This window comes from Rhizobium anhuiense (assembly GCF_003985145.1).
Classification (GTDB): domain Bacteria; phylum Pseudomonadota; class Alphaproteobacteria; order Rhizobiales; family Rhizobiaceae; genus Rhizobium; species Rhizobium anhuiense.
The window spans coordinates 137,812-159,498 of sequence record NZ_ML133527.1 but is presented as its reverse complement, the minus strand read 5'-3'; the positions used below and the strand labels follow the sequence as shown (position 1 = coordinate 159,498).

The 21,687-nt window shown below is 61.0% G+C and carries 20 protein-coding genes; 12 read left to right on the top strand and 8 right to left on the bottom strand.

The annotated features are described in order from the left end of the window. Position 1: 1 nt before the first annotated feature. Positions 2–1,069 (bottom strand): GGDEF domain-containing protein, encoded by a 1,068-nt coding sequence (locus EEQ99_RS19160; protein ID WP_063475007.1) that lies wholly within the window; start codon positions 1,067–1,069, stop codon positions 2–4. A 347-nt stretch (positions 1,070–1,416) separates the two neighbouring features. Here EEQ99_RS19160 and EEQ99_RS19155 point away from each other — a divergent pair, with 347 nt between their 5' ends. After that, on the top strand, positions 1,417–1,623 hold the full coding sequence (locus EEQ99_RS19155) for a hypothetical protein (RefSeq protein WP_063475006.1): 207 nt from the start codon (positions 1,417–1,419) through the stop codon (positions 1,621–1,623). A gap of 26 nt (positions 1,624–1,649) precedes the next feature. On the opposite strand, the gene EEQ99_RS19150 is transcribed toward EEQ99_RS19155, so the two are convergent. Then, positions 1,650–3,257: a fumarate hydratase gene (locus EEQ99_RS19150; protein WP_127430933.1), complete on the bottom strand. Its 1,608-nt coding sequence runs from the start codon at positions 3,255–3,257 to the stop codon at positions 1,650–1,652. A gap of 246 nt (positions 3,258–3,503) precedes the next feature. On the opposite strand from EEQ99_RS19150, the gene EEQ99_RS19145 reads away from it, so the two are divergent. Continuing rightward, on the top strand, positions 3,504–4,331 hold the full coding sequence (locus tag EEQ99_RS19145; protein ID WP_028758852.1) for an Ig-like domain-containing protein: 828 nt from the start codon (positions 3,504–3,506) through the stop codon (positions 4,329–4,331). 186 nt (positions 4,332–4,517) lie between these two features. On the opposite strand, the gene fumC is transcribed toward EEQ99_RS19145, so the two are convergent. Further along, complete coding sequence (gene fumC, locus EEQ99_RS19140; RefSeq protein WP_063475004.1) at positions 4,518–5,909, bottom strand: class II fumarate hydratase; 1,392 nt, start codon at positions 5,907–5,909, stop codon at positions 4,518–4,520. Between the two features lie 91 nt (positions 5,910–6,000). On the opposite strand from fumC, the gene EEQ99_RS19135 reads away from it, so the two are divergent. After that, positions 6,001–6,237: a hypothetical protein gene (locus EEQ99_RS19135; RefSeq protein ID WP_125853729.1), complete on the top strand. Its 237-nt coding sequence runs from the start codon at positions 6,001–6,003 to the stop codon at positions 6,235–6,237. A 73-nt stretch (positions 6,238–6,310) separates the two neighbouring features. Next, the gene (locus EEQ99_RS19130) at positions 6,311–8,221 is read left to right on the top strand and encodes a L,D-transpeptidase family protein (RefSeq protein ID WP_127430932.1); all 1,911 of its coding nucleotides are present in this window, start codon (positions 6,311–6,313) and stop codon (positions 8,219–8,221) included. 143 nt (positions 8,222–8,364) lie between these two features. On the opposite strand, the gene EEQ99_RS19125 is transcribed toward EEQ99_RS19130, so the two are convergent. Then, positions 8,365–9,081: an HAD family hydrolase gene (locus EEQ99_RS19125; RefSeq protein WP_174824473.1), complete on the bottom strand. Its 717-nt coding sequence runs from the start codon at positions 9,079–9,081 to the stop codon at positions 8,365–8,367. 246 nt (positions 9,082–9,327) lie between these two features. Here EEQ99_RS19125 and rpiA point away from each other — a divergent pair, with 246 nt between their 5' ends. The 3 genes from rpiA (at position 9,328) to EEQ99_RS19110 (ending at position 10,985) form a co-directional block, all read left to right on the top strand. Further along, a complete protein-coding gene (gene rpiA, locus EEQ99_RS19120; RefSeq protein WP_028758547.1) occupies positions 9,328–10,026 on the top strand; it encodes a ribose-5-phosphate isomerase RpiA in 699 nt (232 codons plus the stop codon). Between the two features lie 15 nt (positions 10,027–10,041). Further along, positions 10,042–10,605: a DUF2059 domain-containing protein gene (locus EEQ99_RS19115; protein WP_127430931.1), complete on the top strand. Its 564-nt coding sequence runs from the start codon at positions 10,042–10,044 to the stop codon at positions 10,603–10,605. Positions 10,606–10,700: 95 nt separating this feature from the next. Then, entirely contained in the window at positions 10,701–10,985 is a 285-nt protein-coding gene (locus tag EEQ99_RS19110; protein WP_127430930.1) for an acylphosphatase, read from the top strand. Between the two features lie 33 nt (positions 10,986–11,018). On the opposite strand, the gene EEQ99_RS19105 is transcribed toward EEQ99_RS19110, so the two are convergent. Then, positions 11,019–11,237, bottom strand: a complete 219-nt coding sequence (locus tag EEQ99_RS19105) for a hypothetical protein (protein ID WP_127430956.1) — start codon at positions 11,235–11,237, stop codon at positions 11,019–11,021. Between the two features lie 248 nt (positions 11,238–11,485). Between EEQ99_RS19105 and gor the strand changes: the two genes are divergently transcribed. Beyond that, positions 11,486–12,874, top strand: a complete 1,389-nt coding sequence (gor, locus tag EEQ99_RS19100) for a glutathione-disulfide reductase (protein ID WP_127430929.1) — start codon at positions 11,486–11,488, stop codon at positions 12,872–12,874. Positions 12,875–12,941: 67 nt separating this feature from the next. On the opposite strand, the gene EEQ99_RS19095 is transcribed toward gor, so the two are convergent. Beyond that, complete coding sequence (locus EEQ99_RS19095) at positions 12,942–14,225, bottom strand: pilus assembly protein TadG-related protein (protein WP_063475001.1); 1,284 nt, start codon at positions 14,223–14,225, stop codon at positions 12,942–12,944. Positions 14,226–14,443: 218 nt separating this feature from the next. Here EEQ99_RS19095 and EEQ99_RS19090 point away from each other — a divergent pair, with 218 nt between their 5' ends. Continuing rightward, positions 14,444–15,817, top strand: a complete 1,374-nt coding sequence (locus EEQ99_RS19090) for a class II 3-deoxy-7-phosphoheptulonate synthase (protein ID WP_097543663.1) — start codon at positions 14,444–14,446, stop codon at positions 15,815–15,817. A 74-nt stretch (positions 15,818–15,891) separates the two neighbouring features. Here the strand turns inward: EEQ99_RS19090 and EEQ99_RS19085 are convergent, their stop codons facing one another. Next, entirely contained in the window at positions 15,892–17,730 is a 1,839-nt protein-coding gene (locus EEQ99_RS19085) for an ABC transporter ATP-binding protein (RefSeq protein ID WP_127430928.1), read from the bottom strand. A gap of 294 nt (positions 17,731–18,024) precedes the next feature. On the opposite strand from EEQ99_RS19085, the gene EEQ99_RS19075 reads away from it, so the two are divergent. Together EEQ99_RS19075 and EEQ99_RS19070 are read left to right on the top strand one after the other, a co-directional pair. Then, complete coding sequence (locus tag EEQ99_RS19075; protein ID WP_127430926.1) at positions 18,025–18,447, top strand: GFA family protein; 423 nt, start codon at positions 18,025–18,027, stop codon at positions 18,445–18,447. Positions 18,448–18,548: 101 nt separating this feature from the next. Further along, positions 18,549–19,196, top strand: a complete 648-nt coding sequence (locus EEQ99_RS19070) for a VOC family protein (RefSeq protein ID WP_127430955.1) — start codon at positions 18,549–18,551, stop codon at positions 19,194–19,196. 22 nt (positions 19,197–19,218) lie between these two features. Here the strand turns inward: EEQ99_RS19070 and EEQ99_RS19065 are convergent, their stop codons facing one another. After that, positions 19,219–19,749, bottom strand: coding sequence for a DUF1003 domain-containing protein (locus EEQ99_RS19065; RefSeq protein ID WP_127430925.1), 531 nt, complete (start codon positions 19,747–19,749; stop codon positions 19,219–19,221). A 192-nt stretch (positions 19,750–19,941) separates the two neighbouring features. Here EEQ99_RS19065 and EEQ99_RS19060 point away from each other — a divergent pair, with 192 nt between their 5' ends. Next, the gene (locus EEQ99_RS19060; RefSeq protein WP_127430924.1) at positions 19,942–21,621 is read left to right on the top strand and encodes an NAD+ synthase; all 1,680 of its coding nucleotides are present in this window, start codon (positions 19,942–19,944) and stop codon (positions 21,619–21,621) included. The last annotated feature ends 66 nt before the right edge of the window (positions 21,622–21,687 follow it).

Genomic DNA, 21,687 nt, shown 5'->3' with positions numbered 1-21,687 from the left:
GTCAGGTCTTGTAGATCAGCCAGCTCTTGGTGAAATCCTTCTGCATGCCGTCCTGATAGAGGATGGTGCAGTTGCGGCCGGCATTCTTGGCGCCGTAAAGCGCGATGTCGGTCTTGCTGTAGAGTTCGCCGGCATCGTCGGCGCTTGAGGCCATGCAGATGCCGATCGAGACGGTGACCGGACCGTAATTCACCCGCGTGCGGGAATTCTTGAAGGGCGTCGTCTCCAGGGTGCGGCGAATGCGCTCGGCGATTGCGATGACTTCCTCGGGCGTGTTGCCGTCGATGATGAGGGCGAATTCCTCGCCGCCGGTGCGGGCGACGAAGATGTCGCGGCGGACATTACTGCGGATGACGGAGGCGACGGTGGCGAGCACCTTGTCACCGACCGGATGGCCGTAGGTGTCATTGATCTTCTTGAAATTGTCGATGTCGCAAAGCAACAGCGCCGTCACCGGCCGCATGCCCGGATTGTCGAAGACGGCGGCGAGGCGGTCGTCGAAGGCGCGGCGGTTGGAAAGGCGCGTCAGCGAGTCGGTGTTGGCGATGCGCTTGTATTCGTCGAGTTCCTTGCGGACCTGGTCCATTTCCTGCGAGCGCTGGACGACATCCTCAACGGTGCGTTCGCCATGCGCCATGGTGTCGCCGGTCGCCTGGCTGAGGAGATCGATGGCGTTTTCGATCAGTTCGACGCTGGCATTGCTCTTGGACGTGATGCGCTTGTGGGTCTCGCCGAGCAGCCTGGTATAGCTTTCGAGCGAGTTCTGCTCCTGCCTGAGGATGCGCAACAGGCCGTCGAGTTCGCCAGCAAGACGCGTATGAGCGTCGTCGAAGATGCGGGCGGGACTGTGGGTGAAATGCTGCGCGCCGAGCGCATCGAGTTCGGCCTGGGTCACCTGGCTGCCGAGCGCAGCAAGTTCGCGGGTGAGCGCCGGGTTGGACCCGATATAGGCCTCATAGAAGAGTTCGTAATTGCGCGGTATCGGCGCAACGCCCATGGAGCGCATGGCATAGGTGATTTGACCCGCAACATCGGGAACCGGCACCTTGGGCGCGACAGCCGTATTCATCCGGCGAACTCCTCATATATTCAAAGGCAATATTCTGTTTGTTAGCTTAAACTTCTTGGGAAAAGATTAAAGCGATATATACCAAAGATTACATACGACAAATGCCCGATGGGTCAATACTTCGATCAGGCCTATGATTCTCCACGGAAAAACGTATCTTCGGCGGGACAATGCATACCCGCTTTGCGGGAGCGGTGTCTAAAAAACTTACAGTTCTTCTTTGCTTGGAATCGTATTCATCTTGTCGACAGTTGGTTTTGGCCGTTTCGTATTTTGGTCCCGGCATTTCGGGGCGACATTTTCTGGCAGTGGACGCGATCGCAACGCGCAGACCGGGACGTGAGATCATGGAATCGCGCCCTCATGTTTCTTTCGCAATTCTGACCTTCACCGCCGTCGCGGCTGGCGCCCTGCTGCTGGAGCACACCGGCTTCTTCGCCGGTGCTTTCCGCAGGGAGATTCTGGCAAGGGTCGATGCCGGGGATGTGGTCAGTATCAGCGAGGCGGTGACGGCGCCGAACATCAGGGCATCGAATAAGGCGTCGGCGCGATAAAGCAGGCTGCAACGCAGCCCGCCCGGTCAGCCCAAATTCAGTTCCTGGAAAAAGTCGTTGCCCTTGTCGTCGATGACGATGAAGGCGGGGAAGTCTTCGACTTCGATCTTCCAGACCGCTTCCATGCCGAGTTCGGGATATTCGAAGACTTCGACCTTGCGGATACAGTCCTGGGCAAGACGGGCGGCGGGGCCGCCGATCGAACCCAGGTAGAATCCGCCGTGTTTCTTGCAGGCCTCGCGCACGGCGCGCGACCGGTTGCCCTTGGCGAGCATCACCATCGAGCCGCCGAAGGACTGGAACTGGTCGACGTAACTATCCATCCGGCCGGCCGTCGTCGGGCCAAAGGAGCCGGAGGCGTAGCCGGCAGGCGTCTTGGCCGGGCCGGCATAATAGACGGGGTGGTTCTTCAGGTAATCGGGCATGCCTTCGCCCTTTTCCAGCCGTTCGCGGACCTTGGCATGGGCAAGATCGCGGGCAACGATGATGGTGCCGGTCAAGGACAGGCGCGTCTTGACGGGATGCCGGGAGAGTTCGGCAAGCACCTCGGCCATCGGCCGGTTGAGATCGATACGCACCGTCGATTCCGACAGTTTCGCCTCGTCGATCTCGGGCATGTATTTCGACGGATCGCTTTCCAACTGCTCGATGAAGATGCCGTCGCGGGTGATGCGACCCTTGGCCTGGCGGTCGGCGGAACAGGAGACACCGAGCCCGATCGGCAGCGACGCGCCGTGGCGGGGCAGGCGGATGACACGCACGTCGTGACAGAAATACTTGCCGCCGAACTGGGCGCCGACGCCCATCTGCTGCGTCAGCTTATGGATTTCCTTCTCCATCTCGATGTCGCGGAAGGCATGGCCGCTCTCGGAACCTTCGGTCGGCAGCGCGTCGAGATAGCGGGTGGAGGCGAGCTTGACGGTTTTCAGGTTCATCTCGGCCGAGGTGCCGCCGATGACGATCGCCAGATGGTAGGGGGGACAGGCTGCCGTCCCTAACGTCAGGATCTTCTCCTTAAGGAAGTCGATCATCCGGTCATGCGTCAGCAGCGAGGGCGTGCCTTGGTAGAGAAAGGTCTTGTTGGCCGAGCCGCCGCCCTTGGCGACAAAGAGGAATTCATAGGCGTCGGTGCCTTCCTCATAAATGTCGATCTGGGCCGGGAGGTTATTCCTGGTATTCTTCTCCTCGAACATCTTGATGGGCGCGAGCTGCGAATATCGCAGGTTCTTCTTCTCGTAGGCATCCATGACGCCGCGGGCCAACGCTGCACTATCCTCGCCCTCGGTCCAGACCCTGCGGCCCTTCTTGCCCATAATGATCGCCGTGCCGGTATCCTGGCACATAGGCAGCACGCCGCCGGCGGCGATATTGGCATTCTTCAGCAGATCGTAGGCGACAAAACGATCATTGTCCGTCGCCTCGGGATCGTCGAGAATCGCGGCGAGTTGCTTCAGGTGGCCGGGGCGCAGCAGGTGGTTGATATCTGCAAAGGCGGTTTCGGCCAGCAGGCGGATGCCTTCCGGCTCGACGGTCAGAATCTCCTGGCCCTTGAACGTATCGACCGAGACATGGTCGCCGCTGATCTTGCGGTAGGGGGTGGCATCCTTGCCGAGCGGGAAGAGATCGTCAGCCATCGAAGTGACCTTTCTGGTAGGGCGTCGCTAAATTGGAACCGGTCTAAATCCGCTGCAGGGCAAATGCAATCGGGATACGGTCGCAGCCCCGCCGGTCGAGGCCATGGTCGCATATGTTTTCGCTGCCGGCGCGTAACGAGGTGAAATAGCGAGAAAGGCACGAGCTTCCGTTAAAGACGACTCAAAGTTGCCTTCGGTTCGCAGCCAGTCCATATTCCCGGCCGCGTTAACTTGCTGGAGCTTCCGATGACGAATGCAAAGCCAACTGCTAACGACGACCTCCGCATTTTCTTCGAGCACGATTGGATCCGAGGGGACTTGCTCCCCAATGACAGCGATCCCGAGGGATCGACGCTTTATCTTCGCTTTTTCGACGGTGTGCGCGTCGACGCGAAACATGGGCTCGCCCAGGAAACGATCATAAGAGGGGACTATGGAACCTTCACCGTGCGGCCGGACGGCCATTTCGAGTACGAGCTGGATTTTACGCTCGACGTGGTGAAGAACCTGCGGGCGCACGAACAACTGATCGAAGAAATCCGCTACAAGATCTCCGATGGCGCAGGCGGCACGGATGTCGGGGTTCTGACGCTCGCGATCGACGGCGTCAATGAAGAGGACAAATATCACGAAGTCCTCGATTTCGACGATATGGGCGTCACATCAAGGGCAGATAATTTCTTCCTCCCTGACTATCGGGGCTTTGCGCTCTCTGTGAACGGCAGTCATGAACTGACGCTTCTGAACGGTTATGTCTATGATACCATCCCGGGCGTCGACGCCATCACCGAGGATGGTTTCAGCGACACCGTTCTAGCCCCGGGTTCGGCGCCCGTCGTCTTGAAAATGCTCGATGGCGGTGAGTTCACCTTTCAGAGCGTTTCCATCGCCGAATTGTCGGCATCGCCCTTTCACCTGACGCTCACCGCACTGAACGACGGCTTGATCGTCTATCAGCAGGAACTTGAGGTCACCGGCCCCAATCTCGAGGTCAATCTCGAAGACATCGAAGAAATCCGGTTCGACTTCATGGGCAATTCTGTCGTGATGGACAATTTTTCGCTGTTGGTTTGACGTTTCCCAGGTTTGCCGTGAGTTGCTCCCCCGGCAGGGCAGGCATGCGAATGCGGGGTTTTGTCCGCGTTGGCAGGAGATTTTCGGACGGCGCTCCACGCATCCTCACTCATTCTTGTGACATCGCTCGGGCAAAGCCCGAGGAAGGGAATGAGTGAGGGGAGCGGACAGGCCTTCTCAACCGTCCTACTTCGGCCCAATCATCGTTTCCGGCCGCACGATCGCGTCATACTCCTCCGATGTCACCAAGCCGCTCGCAAGTGCCTCTTCCTTCAGCGTCGTGCCGTTCTTGTGCGCGGTCTTGGCGATCTTGGCCGCCGCGTCGTAGCCGATCTTCGGGGCGAGTGCGGTCACCAGCATCAGCGAGCGTTCGAGGCCGGCCTTGATATTGTCCTCGCGCGCCTCGATGCCGACGACACAATTGTCGGTGAAGGAGACGGCGGCGTCGGCGAGCAATTGCACCGACTGCAGGAAATTATAGGCCATCATCGGATTGTAGACGTTGAGCTCGAAATGGCCCTGGCTGTCGGCGAAGGTCAGCGCCGCGTTGTTGCCGAAGATATGAATGCAGACCTGGGTCAGCGCCTCGCACTGGGTCGGATTGACCTTGCCGGGCATGATCGAGGAACCGGGCTCGTTTTCCGGCAGTGCCAGCTCGCCAAGGCCGGCGCGCGGGCCGGAACCGAGCAGGCGGATGTCGTTGGCGATCTTGAAGAGAGCGGCAGCCGCCGCATTGATGGCGCCATGGGAAAAGACCATGCTGTCATGCGAGGCGAGCGCCTCGAATTTGTTCGGCGCGGTGACGAAGGGCATGCCTGTGATGGCGGCGATCTCTTCGGCGACCTTTTCGGCAAAACCCACCGGCGCGTTGAGGCCGGTACCAACGGCAGTACCGCCCTGGGCCAGTTCGCTGAGGCCGGGCAGGGTCATTTCGATGCGCTTGATGGCGGAGCCGACCTGGGCGGCGTAACCCGAAAACTCCTGGCCGAGCGTCAGCGGCGTCGCGTCCTGGGTGTGGGTGCGTCCGATCTTGATGATGTGGCTGAATTCGGTGACCTTCATGTCGAGGGCGGCATGAAGGTGCTTGAGGGAGGGTAGCAGCTGGTGCGCAATCCGTTCGGCGCAGGCAATGTGCATCGCCGTCGGATAGGTGTCGTTCGACGACTGGCTCATATTGACGTGATCGTTCGGATGCACCGGCTTCTTGGAACCCATGACGCCGCCAAGCATTTCTATTGCGCGATTGGAGATCACTTCATTGGCATTCATATTGGACTGCGTGCCCGAACCGGTCTGCCAGACCACCAGCGGAAAATGCTCGTCGAGCTTGCCGTCGATCACTTCCTGGGCGGCATCGACAATGGCTTGGCCGAGGGCAGGATCGAGCTGGCCGAGCGACATGTTGGCGCGGGCGGCCGCCTGCTTGACGATGCCGAGTGCCCGCACGATCGACAGCGGCTGCTTTTCCCAGCCGATCTTGAAATTGCCGAGCGAACGCTCGGCCTGGGCGCCCCAATATCGGTCGGCGGCGACCTCGATCGGGCCAAAAGTATCGGTTTCGGTGCGGGTTGCGGTCATCGGCCTTGCCTTCCCTTTACATGCTGTTTTCGGGCATCTTCGAAAGATGAGGTCTTATAGGTTGGAAAGTCCGACAAGAAAACCGGATGCCGTGCGAAATATTGAAGATGACAGTCATGTTTGCGCGGGCTTTTCGGCGTGCCTTTTAGGCCACTTCGGAAATTTTATGCGTCCGGGCGTTTTTGCCCCACTGGTCTGTGGCCGAAAATTCGGTAAAAAATTAACTAATAATTTCATAATTTTGTGTGAACTGCTGCACGGCGCCGTGCAGGACCTCCGTCACACAAAATTGAGTCCGCCGGCGCTGGCGGCGCAGGCCGGTTTCTGATCAATGAGGCCCTACGCTGCTTGAGTTTCGCGGGATTTGATCTGAGAACAGCATGACCGGGACTGGAAGATATATGACGTTCGTTTTGAAAAGCGCGGCATCCGCATTGGCAATTTCCTGCGGCATAGCAGTGATGAGTGCCGCACCCGCGCATGCTTACACACTGATGGACATGCTGCGCGGCGACAGGCAGCGGAGCCAGAGCACCATCTTCATGGATCAGGCGCCCGGCCGACCGGTGCCGCGCGGCGCCGTCGGGGGCTCGCTCGGCGGGCTCGACCCGGAAGCGCCGCTGCCGAAGGTGAGCGGTCCGCGTTATTATACTTATAAAACCGAGACGCTGCAGCTCGTCGATACCGGCAAGTTCGCCGATCCCGTCGTCACCGGCGCGGTCGCCGATGTTTCGGCAAGCGGCGATGCCGGCGCCGAACCTGCGGTGCAGCGGCGTTTCCTGGCGCAGGCCAAGGTGCGCGCCAATGCCGACGTCGCAAAAGCGCTCGAAGCCTATTATGGCGACAGCCGCAATCCGCTCGTCTGGGTCGAAGGCAACCAGATCAACGACCGCGCGAAGGCGGCGATGACGGCACTTGCCGATGCGGCCTCCGTCGGTCTCGACCCTGCCGACTACGCCGTCCAGACGCCGGCGATCGACCCGGCCAATCCCGATCCCGCCTTCCGCGACCGGGCGCTGACGCAGTTCGAGCTAGAACTCTCCGCCAAGGTCCTTGCCTTCGTGCAGGACACGGAGCGCGGCCGCATCGATCCGAACAAGATCTCCGGCTATCACGACTTCCAGCGCAAGGTCGTTAACCTGACGCCGGTGCTGAAGCTTGCCCGCATGAGCCCCAATGTCGGTGCCTATATCGGCAACCGCTCTCCCGACAGTCCGCAGTTCCAGGCGTTGAAGACGGAGCTTGCAAAGCTTCGCGCCGCTGACGGCGGCAACGAGGAACAGATCGTCGTTTCGCTCGACAAGCTGCTGAGACCCGGCGACAGCTCGCCCGAGATCGCCAATATCGTCAAGGCGATCGGCAAGCACGGTTCCGAGACGCTGAGGACGGATCACGCGGCAACGCTTGCTGCTTACGCAGGCGGCATCGACTATTCGCCTGACATCGTTGCGCTGGTCGAGGATTTCCAGAAGGAGCGCGGCTTGAAGGCCGATGGCGTCATCGGCCAGGCGACGGTGCGCGCCATGACCGGCGGCGACACCAATGCCTCGAAGATCGACAAGCTGGTCGTCGCCATGGAGCAGGCGCGCTGGCTGCCGGAGGATCTCGGTTCCCGCTACGTCATGATCAACCAGCCGGCCTACATGGCCTACTACCACAATGACGGCAAGGAACAGCTGTCGATGCGCGTGGTGGTCGGCGGCAAGAACAACCAGACCTATTTCTTCGATGACGAGATCGAGACGGTGGAGTTCAACCCGTTCTGGGGCGTGCCGCAATCGATCATCATCAATGAGATGCTGCCGAAGCTGCGCTCGGACCCGAACTATCTCGACCAGCTCGGCTACGAGGTCGAGGTGAACGGCCATGCCGTCGCCTCATCCAGCGTCGACTGGTACGGCTCGACCGACAACGTCTCGGTGCGCCAGCCGCCGAGCAGCGACAATGCGCTCGGCGAACTGAAGATCCTGTTCCCGAACAGCCACGCGATCTACATGCACGACACGCCGTCGAGGAGCTTCTTCAAGCGCGATATGCGGGCTCTCAGCCACGGTTGCGTGCGCCTTGCCAATCCGCGTGCGATGGCGGCCGCCGTGCTCGGCACGACGGTTGACGACGTCGCCAAGCAGATCGCCAGTGGGCAGAACCATGCTGTGCGCGTGCCGCAGAGGATCCCGGTCTACGTCTCCTACTTCACCGCCTGGCCGAACAAGGACGGTGTGGTGGAATATTTTGACGACGTCTACGGCCGCGACGCCTATGTCGACAAGGCCTTCGACGCGACGACCAAGGCGCGTGGGGCGCAGATTTGACCTAGGTTTCTATCGGTATTTTGGCGGGCGGTCTTCGGGCCGCCCGTTTTGTTTTGGCGGTGAGCACGGAAACAAAGTCAAAGTAGAGAGGGCGTGCCGTGTTGCACTCCCCTCTGGAGGAATGGCGGAGGCGAGCGATCGCCTCAGACCGCAACCTTCGCCGCGAAATCGCGGATCAGCATCTCGACCAGTTCCGTCGTCAGCTCATCGAAATGGGTGATGATGTGGTCCGGTCCCAGCGTGTTCACCGGCACGTCGGAATAACCGAACGGCACCGCAATCGACGGAACGCCAGCGTTTCCGGCGACGGCGATGTCGTTGACGCTATCGCCGATCATCACGGCGCGGGCGATGTCGCCGCCGGCGCGGTCGATGGTGCCGGTGAGGTGGCGGGCGTCGGGTTTTCGGTATTCGAAGGTGTCGCCGCCGGTGATGGCGTCGAAATATCGGGTGAGCTCAAGCTTGTCGAGGAGACCGAGCGCCAGGCTTTCCATCTTGTTGGTGCAGACAGCGAGTCGGTAACCCTGTGATTTGAGCCGGTCCATGGCGGCGACTAGGCCGGGATAGGGCTGAGTACGGCCGGGCATGTTGCCGGCATAATGGGCGACGAAGCGCTCGACCAGCGGCGGCAGAGCATCGCTTTCAAGCGGATGGCCGCGCAGCCGGCAGGCGCGCTCGATCATCACGCGCGCGCCCTGACCGACGAGGTGCGTGAGATCGTCATAGCTGACCGGTTCGAGGTCGAGGGCTGCGATCGTATGGTTCAGACTCTCGACCAGATCCACATGGGTGTCGAGAAGTGTGCCGTCGAGATCGAAGACGACAAGCGCCGGGCGAGTGGGGGCAGGGGTCAAGGGCATGTCTCTTTGAGGGATGGATCGTCCTGAGATACAAAGGATCGTCCCGGGGAGCGACGGGGTCGCCCCGGGAACGACAGCTCGTTCCTGGGGTAGGCGATCGCGCGGCGGAAAGCAACGTCCTGCAATGGTCGGGAGGGCCGCAGGCATCTGTTTCGGCTTTTCATTTTCCGTGATGATTTTGACTTTCGTTTGCCAGGCGAGCCGTGTAAACAGCACATCCAACGCAATAATCGGAGCTGGCGGCGCATGGATGCCCGCGAAATGAAGATCAAGGCCGCCGAGGCCGCACTCGCTCATGTCGAAAGCGGGATGCGTCTCGGGATCGGCACCGGCAGCACGGCGGAGGAATTCGTTCGGCTGCTGGCAGAGAAGGTCGCTGGCGGCTTCAAAGTCGAAGGCGTTCCGACGTCGGAAAGGACCGCGCGGCTTTGCGTCGAACTCGGCGTACCGCTGAAGTCGCTTGACGAACTGCCGGCACTCGACCTGACGATCGATGGTGCCGACGAGGTCGATGCGGGGCTGAGACTTATCAAGGGCGGCGGCGGCGCGCTGCTGCGTGAAAAGATCGTCGCGGCCGCCTCCGAGCGAATGATCGTCATTGCCGACGAGAGCAAGCTGGTCGAGACGCTCGGCGCCTTCGCGCTGCCGATCGAGGTTAATCCGTTTGGGCTCGTCTCGACGCGGATCGCAATTGAGAAGGTCGCGGCCCGGCTTGGTCTTTCTGGTGAACTTAATCTGCGCCAGTCCGGTGACGGAGAGTTTACCACCGATGGCGGCCATCACATCATCGATGCATCTTTTGGCCGCATTCCTGATGCAGAGGCGCTTTCGAGCGAGCTGAATTCCATACCCGGCGTCGTTGAACACGGGCTCTTTATCAATATGGCGGCACTTGCGATCATTGCCGGTCCTGCGGGTGTGCGCACACTGCAGGCAAACAGATAACAGGAGCATATACTCATGATGAACATTGCAGGTCTTGGCCGTTTCGCCGCTGCGACCGTCGTTCTTTCCGGGCTTGCCTTCGGCTCTGCCGTCAAGGCGCAGGAGGTCTCCGAGGAGCAGCTGAAGGCGTCTCGCGCCGCGATCGACGCCATCGGCGCCACTGCCCAGTTCGACAACATCCTGCCTGGTCTCGCCGAGCGCCTGAAGGCTGGACTGATCCAGGATTCGCCGAACTACCAGGACGTTATTTCCTCGACGGTCGACGCGCAGGCGCTGAAGCTGGCGCCGCGCCGTGGTGATCTGGAGAAGGAAGCAGCACTCACCTATGCCAAGACCTTTACCGTCGACGAGCTGAAGGCGATCGCCGATTTCTATAATTCCGACGTCGGCAAGAAGCTGCTGCGCGACGGCCCTGTCGCCTCGCGCGAGACGGCGAAGGCTGCCGACATCTGGGCGCAGGGCATTTCCCGCGATCTGGAAAAGCAGAGCAACGCCGAGCTTTCCAAGGTCATCAAGGCGCCGCCGCCGGCAACCGACAGCCCGGCCGCTCCGGCTCCCGCATCGGCAGCCCAGCAGTAAAGCCTGTCCCACCAAACTTGCGAAAGCCCGGCATCGTCCGGGCTTTTTTGCTATGATGCGGCAAATGCCGCCGGCGAGGTTTCAGGTGACTGCAGATGTGCGATCATGACAAGGCTGTCCGAGTGCGGATATCCGGCAAGGTCCAGGGTGTCGGTTTTCGCATGTGGACGCGCGATGAGGCGGTGCTCCTCGGTCTGACCGGCTGGGTACGCAATGAACAGGACGGGACCGTCGTCGCGTTGATCGCGGGACCGGATATCGCCATCGCGACAATGATCGAACGTCTCCGGCGGGGACCCGCGGGAGCGTCGGTTTCAGGCGTCGAAACGGAAGCAGCTAAACTCGAGACGACGCTACCGGATTTCCGGATTACCCGCTGACAACGGTGATATTTGAAAAGTATTCCCTGGCCGTTAGCCCCATGCATCCGAGTTCTTTGCCAGTTGCCACACACCCGTCTCATCCGGTTCCACGCGCTTGTTGCCGCGATAGAAGATCGGCAGCCCTGTTTTCTTGTCCATCGCGAACCGGCTTGGCGTAAATTTCTCATTCTCGTGGCCCTGGGTGGCGAGCCCGAGCGCCTCCTTGAAGTTGCCGGCCTTGCACAGGTTGGCGAAGAGAGTCTGATCCATCTTTTGCTCCGGCATGCTTTCTATATCCCGTGGATTGCCTGCCAGCCCGAGGCGGCCGGGTCAACCGTAAACCGTGGCCGGGTCAACCGCAAACGGTGACGGGATCAACCGTAACGGTGACCGGATTGACCATTTGCCGCGAAGATTCGGCGATGGGAACGGGATGACGCAGGAGCGGGCTTTTGTTTTCGTGACGATCGCCCCTATATCAGGAACATCCTTCCTGCGATTCCCTCCCGGAGCTCCTCATGTCTTCCTACGACTACGACCTTTTCGTCATCGGCGGCGGTTCCGGAGGCGTACGTGGCGCGCGTGTCGCTGCCTCGCTCGGCAAGAAAGTGGCGATCGCCGAGGAATACCGCTATGGCGGCACCTGCGTCATCCGCGGCTGCGTGCCGAAGAAGCTCTTCGTCTATGCCTCGCAGTTCCACGAGCATTTCGAGGATGCGGCAGGCTTCGGCTGGACGGTCGGCGAGAGCAGCTTCGACTGGAAGAAGCTGGTGGCGGCCAAGGATGTCGAAATCGCCCGGTTGGAAGGTCTCTACAAGAAGGGGCTCGCCGGCGCCAATGCCGAGATCCTGGAAACGCGCGCCGAACTCGTCGATGCCCATACGGTGCGGCTGGTGAAGACTGGGCAGACGGTGACCGCAAAGACGATCGTGATTGCCACCGGCGGACGGCCGAACCCGCATGCGGCCCTTCCCGGTCACGAGCTCTGCATCTCCTCCAACGAGGCCTTTCATCTCGAAGAACTGCCGAAATCGATCGTGATCGCTGGCGGCGGCTATATCGCCGTCGAATTTGCCAATATCTTCCATGGGCTTGGCGTCGAGACGACGCTGATCTATCGCGGCGCCGAGATCCTGTCACGCTTCGACGAGGATCTGAGACGCGGGCTGCACGAGGCAATGGTTGCCAAGGGCATCCGTATCCTCTGCCACGACATGCTGCAGAAGGTTTCGAAGGGTGAGGACGGCGGCCTCATTCTGGAGACACTGAACAGCGGCACGCTGCAGGCCGGCGTCGTCATGTTGGCGCTCGGGCGCGATCCGAATACGGAAGGCCTCGGTCTAGAGGCGGCCGGTGTCGCCGTCGACGAACGCGGCGCCGTTATCGTCGATGAATATTCCCGCACCAATGTCGAAAACATCTATGCGCTCGGTGATGTCACCAATCGGGTACAGCTGACGCCGGTGGCGATCCACGAGGCGATGTGCTTCATCGAAACCGAATACAAGAACAATCCGACCCGGCCGGACTACGAGCTGATCCCGACCGCCGTCTTCTCACAGCCGGAGATCGGCACCGTCGGTCTTTCGGAAGAGGAGGCGGGCAAACGTTATGGCGAACTCGAAGTCTATCGCGCGCAGTTCCGGCCGCTGAAGGCCACACTGTCCGGCCGGGCCGAGCGGATGATCATGAAGCTGATCGTCGATGCGGCGAGCCGCAAGGTCGTCGGCGCCCATATCCTCGGCCACGATGCCGGCGAAATGGCGCAGCTGCTCGGCATCACGCTGAAGGCTGGCTGCACCAAGGACGATTTCGACCGGACGATGGCTCTGCATCCGACGGCCGCCGAAGAGCTCGTCACCATGTATGCGCCGAGCTATCGGATCCGCGACGGCAAGCGGCTTTAGGCCGCGAGGGGCTTTAGCCCTGCATGTCGTCGACCCGGAGCCGCGGCACACTTCCGGGCGGCATGGATTAGCTGGTGATGCGGGGAGCGCGGATGACCTTGAGGAAGAGCGCTTTCATCGCATCGGCGATACCTTGGGTCGGCGTCACCTCGAAATAGAGGCCGGGCGAGGCACATGCCTGCATCTTCGTCGGAATCTCGCTCTGGAAGGGACTGATCCATTTGTTGTACCAGTCGTTGGTCGGCAGCGGCAAATAGGTGGTGTAGAGCACGGCGATCTTGACGCCGCGATCCTTCAGCGGTTTGCAGAAGGAGGTGTCGATCGGTTCCTGACAGCGGCCGCCGGTGGTCTTCTTGGTGCATGTCGACGGCTTGTAGCTGTCGCCGACGCCATCGGAAACGAAGAAGAGGATCTTTTCAGGGCTGATATTCGACGTGCCATCACCGGCCGGATCGATGATGGTATTCATCTGCGTCAGGGCGCTGTCGAAGCTGGTGAGCTGGTCCTGGTTGTAGTTCTGGTAGGGAATGGTCATCAGGTCGACGGCGTCGGTGTAATTCTTCACCTTCGTCAGATCGGAGGTTGGGCTGGAGATCGTCGTCAGCTTGGCGTCCTCAGCCTTGGTGCCGAATGTATAGACGCCCATGCGGAATTGGTCGCTGCTGACGCGTTCGGTCTTGGCCGTATCGGTCAGCGCCTGGGTTGCCTGGCGCACGACGTCGATGCGCATGGCGACGCCGAGGCTCTTGGCGATGGTGTAGTTGTTGGTGCTCTGGTCCATCTGATGGCAGGCGAAGGCGCAGCCTGTTTTAGCCTGCAGCTTGGAAACATCGGTCGCGGTGGCGCCGACGCCCATGGACGGCGTGTTGTCGAGCAGGATGTAGAAATCCATGAAAGCGGCGGTTTGATATTCCGCCGTCGCGGCGCCCGAGATCGTGATCGAGTCCCGACCGAGGATGCGCATGAAGGTGGTGGGCACGGTCGCGCTGAAGGAAACCTTCGAATTCAGCTTGTTGGCGGTCTTGGTGACGTCGATGCCGAGATCGACGTGAACGTCGGTCAGCTCCCCGGACATCTGGGACATGAAGATGTTGCGGGCATCGTCCTTGCCGAGCGAGATCGTGCCGTTGCCGCTCATCGTCATGGCGGCGGCGACCGCGCCGGATTTTTCGGCGATCGAACCGACGGCGGCGGCGTCGGCGGCGGCGAAAAGCTGTGTCCTCAGGCTGAGCGCGTGGGCGAAATCAACCGCCATGCCGGCAGCACCGAAGAGCGGCACCGCCAGCAGCGCCGTCATGATGCCGAAATTGCCCGAGCGGTCCGATATGAAACCGGACGGAAGGATCGCCATGCCATTTCCTCGATGTTGAAACTCTCACCGGTTCTACATGGAAAGTCTAAAATATGGGGAAATCGACATGGTATATGCTGGTTTAACTGGAGAATGGCGGGCGGCGGCGGCGAGGCGACAACTGTCGGCGAATGGTCTTTGCAAGATTGACCTAAAGGTCTATAAGCCGCCGCATATTGAGGGCATCCTAAGGTATGGATGTGAGTGAGGTGAGTGAGATGGCAGAGAATTGGACCCCGAGCAGCTGGCGGCAGAAACCGATCCTGCAGGTTCCCGAATATCCCGACGCAGCCGCTTTGGCGGCAACGGAGGCCCAGCTCGCCAGCTATCCGCCGCTCGTCTTTGCCGGCGAGGCGCGCCGCCTGAAGAAGCATCTCGCCAATGTCGCCGAAGGCAACGGCTTCCTGCTGCAGGGTGGCGACTGTGCCGAGAGCTTCGCCGAACACGGCGCCGACAATATCCGCGACTTCTTCCGCGCCTTTCTGCAGATGGCTGTCGTGCTGACCTTCGGCGCGCAGCTGCCGGTGGTCAAGGTCGGCCGCATCGCCGGCCAGTTCGCCAAGCCGCGTTCCTCGAATGTCGAGAAGCAGGGCGACGTAACCTTGCCGGCCTATCGCGGTGACATCATCAACGGCATCGAGTTCACCGAGGAGTCGCGCATTCCGAACCCGGAGCGCCAGGCCATGGCCTACCGGCAGTCGGCTGCGACGCTGAACCTTCTGCGCGCCTTCGCGATGGGCGGCTACGCCAATCTCGAAAACGTGCATCAGTGGATGCTCGGCTTCGTCAAGGACAGCCCGCAGGGCGAGCGCTACCGCAAGCTTGCCGACCGCATCAGCGAAACCATGGATTTCATGAAGGCGATCGGCATCACCTCGGAAAATCAGCCGGCGCTGCGCGAAACCGATTTCTTCACCAGCCACGAGGCGCTGCTGCTCGGTTACGAGGAGGCGCTGACCCGCGTCGATTCCACCTCGGGCGACTGGTATGCAACGTCGGGCCACATGATCTGGATCGGTGACCGCACGCGCCAGGCCGACCATGCGCATGTCGAATATTGCCGCGGCATCAAGAACCCGATCGGTCTGAAATGCGGTCCGTCGCTGCAGGCCGACGATCTGTTGCAGCTGATCGATATTCTAAATCCGGCTAATGAAGCCGGGCGCCTGACGCTGATTTGCCGCTTCGGCCACGAAAAGGTTGCCGAGAGCCTGCCGAAGCTTATCCGCGCCGTCGAGCGCGAAGGCCGCAAGGTCGTCTGGTCCTGCGACCCGATGCACGGCAATACGATCACGCTCAACAACTACAAGACCCGGCCCTTCGAGCGGATCCTGTCGGAAGTCGAAAGCTTCTTCCAGATCCACCGCGCCGAAGGCTCGCATCCCGGCGGCATCCATGTCGAGATGACCGGGAAGGACGTGACCGAGTGCACCGGCGGCGCCCGCGCCGTCACGGCCGATGATCTGCAGGATCGCTACCACACCCATTGCGACCCGCGTCTCAACTCCGACCAGGCTCTCGAGCTCGCCTTCCTGCTTGCCGAGCGCATGAAGGGCGGCCGCGACGAGAAGCGCCTGGTTGCCAACGGCTGATATCAGCCCGAAACGGATGAAGAAAAGCCCGGCCGATGCCGGGCTTTTTTATTGCTGTGCTTAGGGATGGCGGCTCAGATGCTGGCCTGGATACTGTGCAGGCCGGCATAGACGCCGCCTTGCGCCATCAAGTCGTCATGGGTGCCCTGTTCGACGATGCCGTCAGCCGTCAGGACCAGGATGCGGTCAGCATGGCGGACGGTCGAAAGACGATGGGCGATGACCAGAGTGGTTCGACCATTTGCCAGGCTGAGCAGCGCCTGCTGCACCGCCCGTTCGCTCTCGTTGTCGAGCGCGCTGGTCGCCTCGTCGAAGATCAGTATCTCCGGATCTTTGAGGAAGGCGCGGGCGATGGTAATGCGCTGGCGCTGGCCGCCCGAGAGCTTGACGCCGCGTTGGCCGATATCGGTGTCGTAGCCTTGGGGCAGGGCCATGATGAAGTCGTGCGCATTGGCGGTGCGCGCCGCCGCCTCTAGTTCGGCGTCGGTGGCGTCGGGCCGGCCGTAACGCAGGTTTTCCGCCACGGTACCGGCAAAGAGGTAGACATCCTGCTGCACCACGCCGACATGGCGGCGGAGCGAGGCCAGCGTCACCTCGCGGATATCGGTGCCGTCGATGCGGATCGCCCCGGCCTCGACATCGTAGAAGCGTGGTATGAGCGCACAAAGCGTGCTCTTGCCGACCCCCGAGGGGCCGACCAGGGCAACGAACTCTCCGGGCGCGATGGTCAGCGACAGCCGTTCGAGGACGCGCGGACCATCGGACTCGTAGCCGAAGGCAACATCGGAAAAGCTGATCTCGCCCTTTGGCGCCGCCATTGGACGGGCGGCCGGCTGATCCGTGATATCGGGGGCGATCTCCAGGATCTCCATGGCCCTGATGAAGCCGGTGTAACCCTCCTGCCAGAGGCGTACGAAATTGGCGAGCCGCTGCACCGGATCGACCAGCACAGCGACGCAGAGCAGGAAGGTCAGCATATCGGGAACGGTCAGCTCCGCCGCCAAAATGCGCAGGCCGCCGACGATGATCACCAATATGGTAATGAGCTGGGCGAAGGTTTCGGTGCCGACCGAGAACCAGGCCTCGCTGCGGTAGCCTTCGGCGCGGCTTTGCAGGAAGCGCCGGTTCTGCTCGGCGAAGCGTTCGCGCTCCAGCGCCTCGTTGGCGAAGGACTGGACAACGCGGATGCCGGCGAGGGCATCCTCGACGCGCTCGTTGACGGCGGCGATCTGCCGTTTGCTGGCCTCGAGCGCGCGGTTCATGCGCCGGTTGAAATAGAGCGCATAGGCCACCGCCACCGGAGTGAGCAGCAGGATGATGCCTGCCAATGGCGGATCGATGAAGAACAACACCAGCATGGCCCCGCCATATTTGAGCAGGGCGATGGAGAGATCCTCGGGGCCGTGGTGAAAGAGTTCGCCCAGCCACAGGCTATCATTGGTGATGCGGCTCATCAGCTGACCGGTGCGCTGGCGGTCGTAAAAGCTGAACGAGAGCTTCTGGCAATGCTCGAACAGCTCCTGCCGCACCGTGGCCTCGATGCGGGCGCCCATGACGTGGCCGCGATAGTCGACGAAGAAGATCGCAGCGATCTGGACCGCCAGAACGGCCAGCATGATGCCGCCCATCGCCAGGATCTGTGCGAAGGCCTGCGGTGCCTCGGGCAGAGCCAGAAGCCTGCTGGTGACGATGTTGGCGCAGAGCGGCAAGGCGACAGCGGTGCCGGCGACGAGGATGGCGCAAAGCAGATCGGCCAGCAGCAAAGGCAGATGCGGGCGGTAGTAAGAGAGGAATTTGCGCATGCGCGACCAACGCCGGCCGCTGTCGGCGGCACTGGAATCGTCACGGAAAAGGTTCAGGAAGAGGTTATGGCGTCGCGAGCTTTTCCTCGCGCGGGAGAACCGAATGTTCATGAAGCTGAATGTCCTTGTGGGGGATTTTTCCTTTCTGTTCGGACAGGGTCGCTCTCATGTCAGTCTCCCGGGGGTCGAGTGAATTGGACCTTAAGTATCGCCGACAACAGCCGGCGATTCAATGCCGGGATGAGATGAGGTTGGCGGCTGTTGTCGTCGAGCAACAGGTGCTCGAGCCGACCACGCATGCATAAGGCCAGCGATTTTCAAGATTTCTGATGATTTCGTTGAACGGAATGGATTTGACGCCGGGGGCGATCGGCGGCAACGTTCAGTCATAAACGGGGAACGATCATGACCGACCGGTATACAGGCGGCTGCCTCTGCGGCGCCGTGCGATTTTCAACGATGGCGACGCCAGGACCTGTCGTCGGCTGCCATTGCTCGCAGTGCCGCCGGCAAACGGGGCTGTATTATGCAGCCGTCAACCTGCCGCGTGCAGCTCTTTCGATCGAGGGCGATGCAGCAATCCGCTGGTACCGGTCGAGTGAAGAGGCGCAGCGCGGCTTCTGCTCGAATTGCGGCTCCGCATTGTTCTGGCAGGGTGACGAACGGGCGGAGATTTCGGTCATGGCAGGCGCCTTCGACGAACCGAGCGGCCTGACCTTCGGTTACCATATCTACTGCGCCGACAAGGGCGATTTCTACGAAATATCGGACGGCCTGCCGCAATATGCGGTGAATCCCCCATCTTCATCCTCGCCGGCCCGTGATTGACAAAGGTTGATCGCCGAGGCTAGGTTTACCGTGCTGCGTAGGGCGCTTCGTCGAATGTCGAAAGGGCAATGCCCGCCTACAATGTATCAACAGTTGCGCCCATGCCGAATCTCGAAAACCTCAAAAAGCAGGCCAAGCAGTATTTGCGATGGCACAGCGAAAGATACTATCCTGTTGCAGCCGAGATCAGAGCTGCGTTGCCGCGCTTCCGTCATCTCGATGACAGCCAGGTGCTGGAGGCGCGCTTCAAGCTTAGCGACGCGCAGGACCTGATCGCACGTCAAATGGGTTTCGAGGGATGGCAGGCGCTCAAGACAGGAGCCGCAGCCATGACAGATCCGAAAAAACAGCCAGCACCACAAGCCATCCTGAGTTCGCTATCCGCGCAGTTGTTCGTCACCGATATCAAAGCGTCGTGCGAATTCTTCACCGGCAAACTCGGCTTCAGGGTCGACTTCGTCTATGGCGACCCGCCGTTTTACGGACAGGTCATCCGCGACAATGCTCAACTCGCTCTGAGGCTGGTATGCGAGCCCGTGTTCGTCGGCGATATCAGGCAACGGGAGCATCTGCTTTCAGCCTTGATCACCGTCGGTACATCAGATGAGATCAAGCGCCTGTTCCTGGATTTCCAGGCCGCAGGCGTATCCTTCCATCAGCCCCTCAGGAAGGAGCCGTGGGGCGCCAGAAACTTCATCGTGCTGGATCCGGACGGAAATCTCATCCTGTTTGCCGGTCCGGGCGGCTGATCATTGCGCAATAAGCGCTGCCTCAGCTTCTGGCGGAAAGTTCGGCGCTGAGGCGGGCCACATCCTCGCGCAGCGCCGTCAGCTCGGTCAGCACGCTCATATCGATCTTCTGGTGCAGGGAGAGCACTTCGAGCTCGGCTTTGAGATTGACCTCATAATCCTTGGCGGCCTCGAAGCGGTCGCGCTCGGCCTGCCGGTTCTGCGACATCATGATGATCGGCGCCTGGATGGCGGCGATCATCGACAGGATCAGATTCAGAAAAATGAAGGGGTATGGGTCGAAGGGATTCGCCACCAGACCGATGGTGTTCAACAGTGTCCAGACGGCGAGAAAGGCGAGGAAGGCGAGTATAAAGGACCACGAGCCGCCGACGCGGGCAATGCCATCGGCGATACGCTCGCCGAAGGATGACTCGGCGGATAGAGCGGCATTGACGTCGGTCGAGATGATCTTGCGCGCGTGCGTTTTCGCCAGCACGCGCCTTTCGATATCGCCGAGTTCATCGGCCGGTTTGTCGAAATGATGGTGCACGAAATTCGAAAGATTAGACATTGCCTGTTTCCGATGCCGGTTATCGATGCGGTCGCTTTCGGCGCCAGTATTCCGCTCCGGAGGCAAATTGCAATGCGTATCGGTGCCGCGCGGAGCCACGCGTGATCCGTTCATAAAAATTTCGTCGTCGCGAGGTGCCGCTTTCGGCCCGAACGTGTTGCGGTCGCGAAAGGTGCAGGCTAAATAAATGACATGACACAGGAAAACGCTCTTTCTGATATCTTCCGCATCGCCATCGGCCAGCTCAATCCAACGGTCGGCGACGTCGCAGCCAATCTCGCCAAAGCGCGTGAGGCGCGCGCCGATGCGGGCAGGGAGGGTGCGCATCTGCTCGTCCTGACCGAGCTTTTCATCTCCGGCTACCCGCCTGAAGATTTGGTGCTGAAGCCCGCCTTCATCCGCGCCTGCTGGAAAGCGGTCGAGAGCTTGGCGGCCGATACCGCCGATGGCGGGCCGGGCGTCCTCATCGGCTTTCCCCGGCAGGACGAGACCGGGCGTTACAATTCCGTCGCCGTGCTCGACGGCGGCAAGGTGATTGCGGTGCGCGACAAGATCGACCTGCCGAATTACGGCGAGTTCGACGAGAAACGCGTGTTCGACCAGGGCGCCATGCCGGGTCCGGTGAATTTCCGCGGCGTGCGCATCGGCATTCCAATCTGCGAGGATATCTGGGGCGATCTCGGCGTCTGCGAGACGCTGGCCGAAAGCGGGGCAGAGATCCTGCTGTCGCCGAACGGTTCGCCCTATTATCGCGGCAAGGTGGATATCCGCCATCAGGTGGTGCTGAAGCAGGTGATCGAGACCGGCCTGCCGCTGATCTATGCCGCCCAGCTCGGCGGCCAGGACGAACTCGTCTTCGACGGTGCGAGTTTCGGCTTCAATGCCGACAAGTCGCTCGCCTTCCAGATGAGCCAGTTCGAAACCGCGCTGGCGGTGACGACATGGAAGCGTGGCGATGGCGGCTGGCATTGCGCCGAAGGGCCAATGGCGCACATTCCCGAGCGCGAGGAGGCCGATTACCGCGCCTGCCTGCTCGGGTTTCGCGACTACGTCAACAAGAACGGCTTTAAAACTGTGGTGCTCGGCCTTTCCGGCGGCATCGATTCGGCGATCTGTGCGGCGATTGCCGTCGATGCGCTCGGCGAGGAGCGGGTGCGCACCGTCATGCTGCCCTACCGCTACACCTCCGAGGATTCGTTGAAGGATGCGGCCGACTGCGCCAAGGCGCTCGGGTGCCGCTACGATATCGTGCCGATCGAACAGCCGGTGACGGGTTTCAGCAGCGCGCTCGCCAGCCTTTTCGAAGGCACGGATAGCGGCATCACCGAAGAGAACCTGCAGAGCCGGGCGCGCGGCGTCATCCTGATGGCGATCTCCAACAAATTCGGCTCGATGGTGGTGACGACTGGTAATAAGTCGGAAATGTCGGTCGGCTATGCGACACTCTACGGTGACATGAACGGCGGCTTCAACCCGATCAAGGACCTCTACAAGATGCAGGTCTATGCGCTTTCCCGCTGGCGCAACGAAAACGTGCCGCCGGGTGCGCTGGGGCCGTCGGGCGAGGTGATCCCGCAGAATATCATCGACAAGGCGCCGTCGGCCGAACTGCGTCCCGACCAGAAAGACCAGGATTCGCTGCCGCCCTATCCCGTGCTCGACGATATTCTCGAATGCCTGGTGGAGAAGGAGATGGCGGTCGAAGAGATCGTCGCGCGCGGCCATGACGTGGCGACCGTTCATCGGGTCGAGCACTTGCTCTATCTCGCCGAATACAAGCGCCGGCAGTCGGCGCCGGGCGTCAAGATCACCAAGAAGAATTTCGGCCGCGACCGGCGCTATCCCATCACCAATCGTTTCAGGGACCGCTGACGCAATCGGGATCGCTGGCGCAATCGAGATCGCTGGCGCAATCGAGATTGCTGACGTCATCACGTT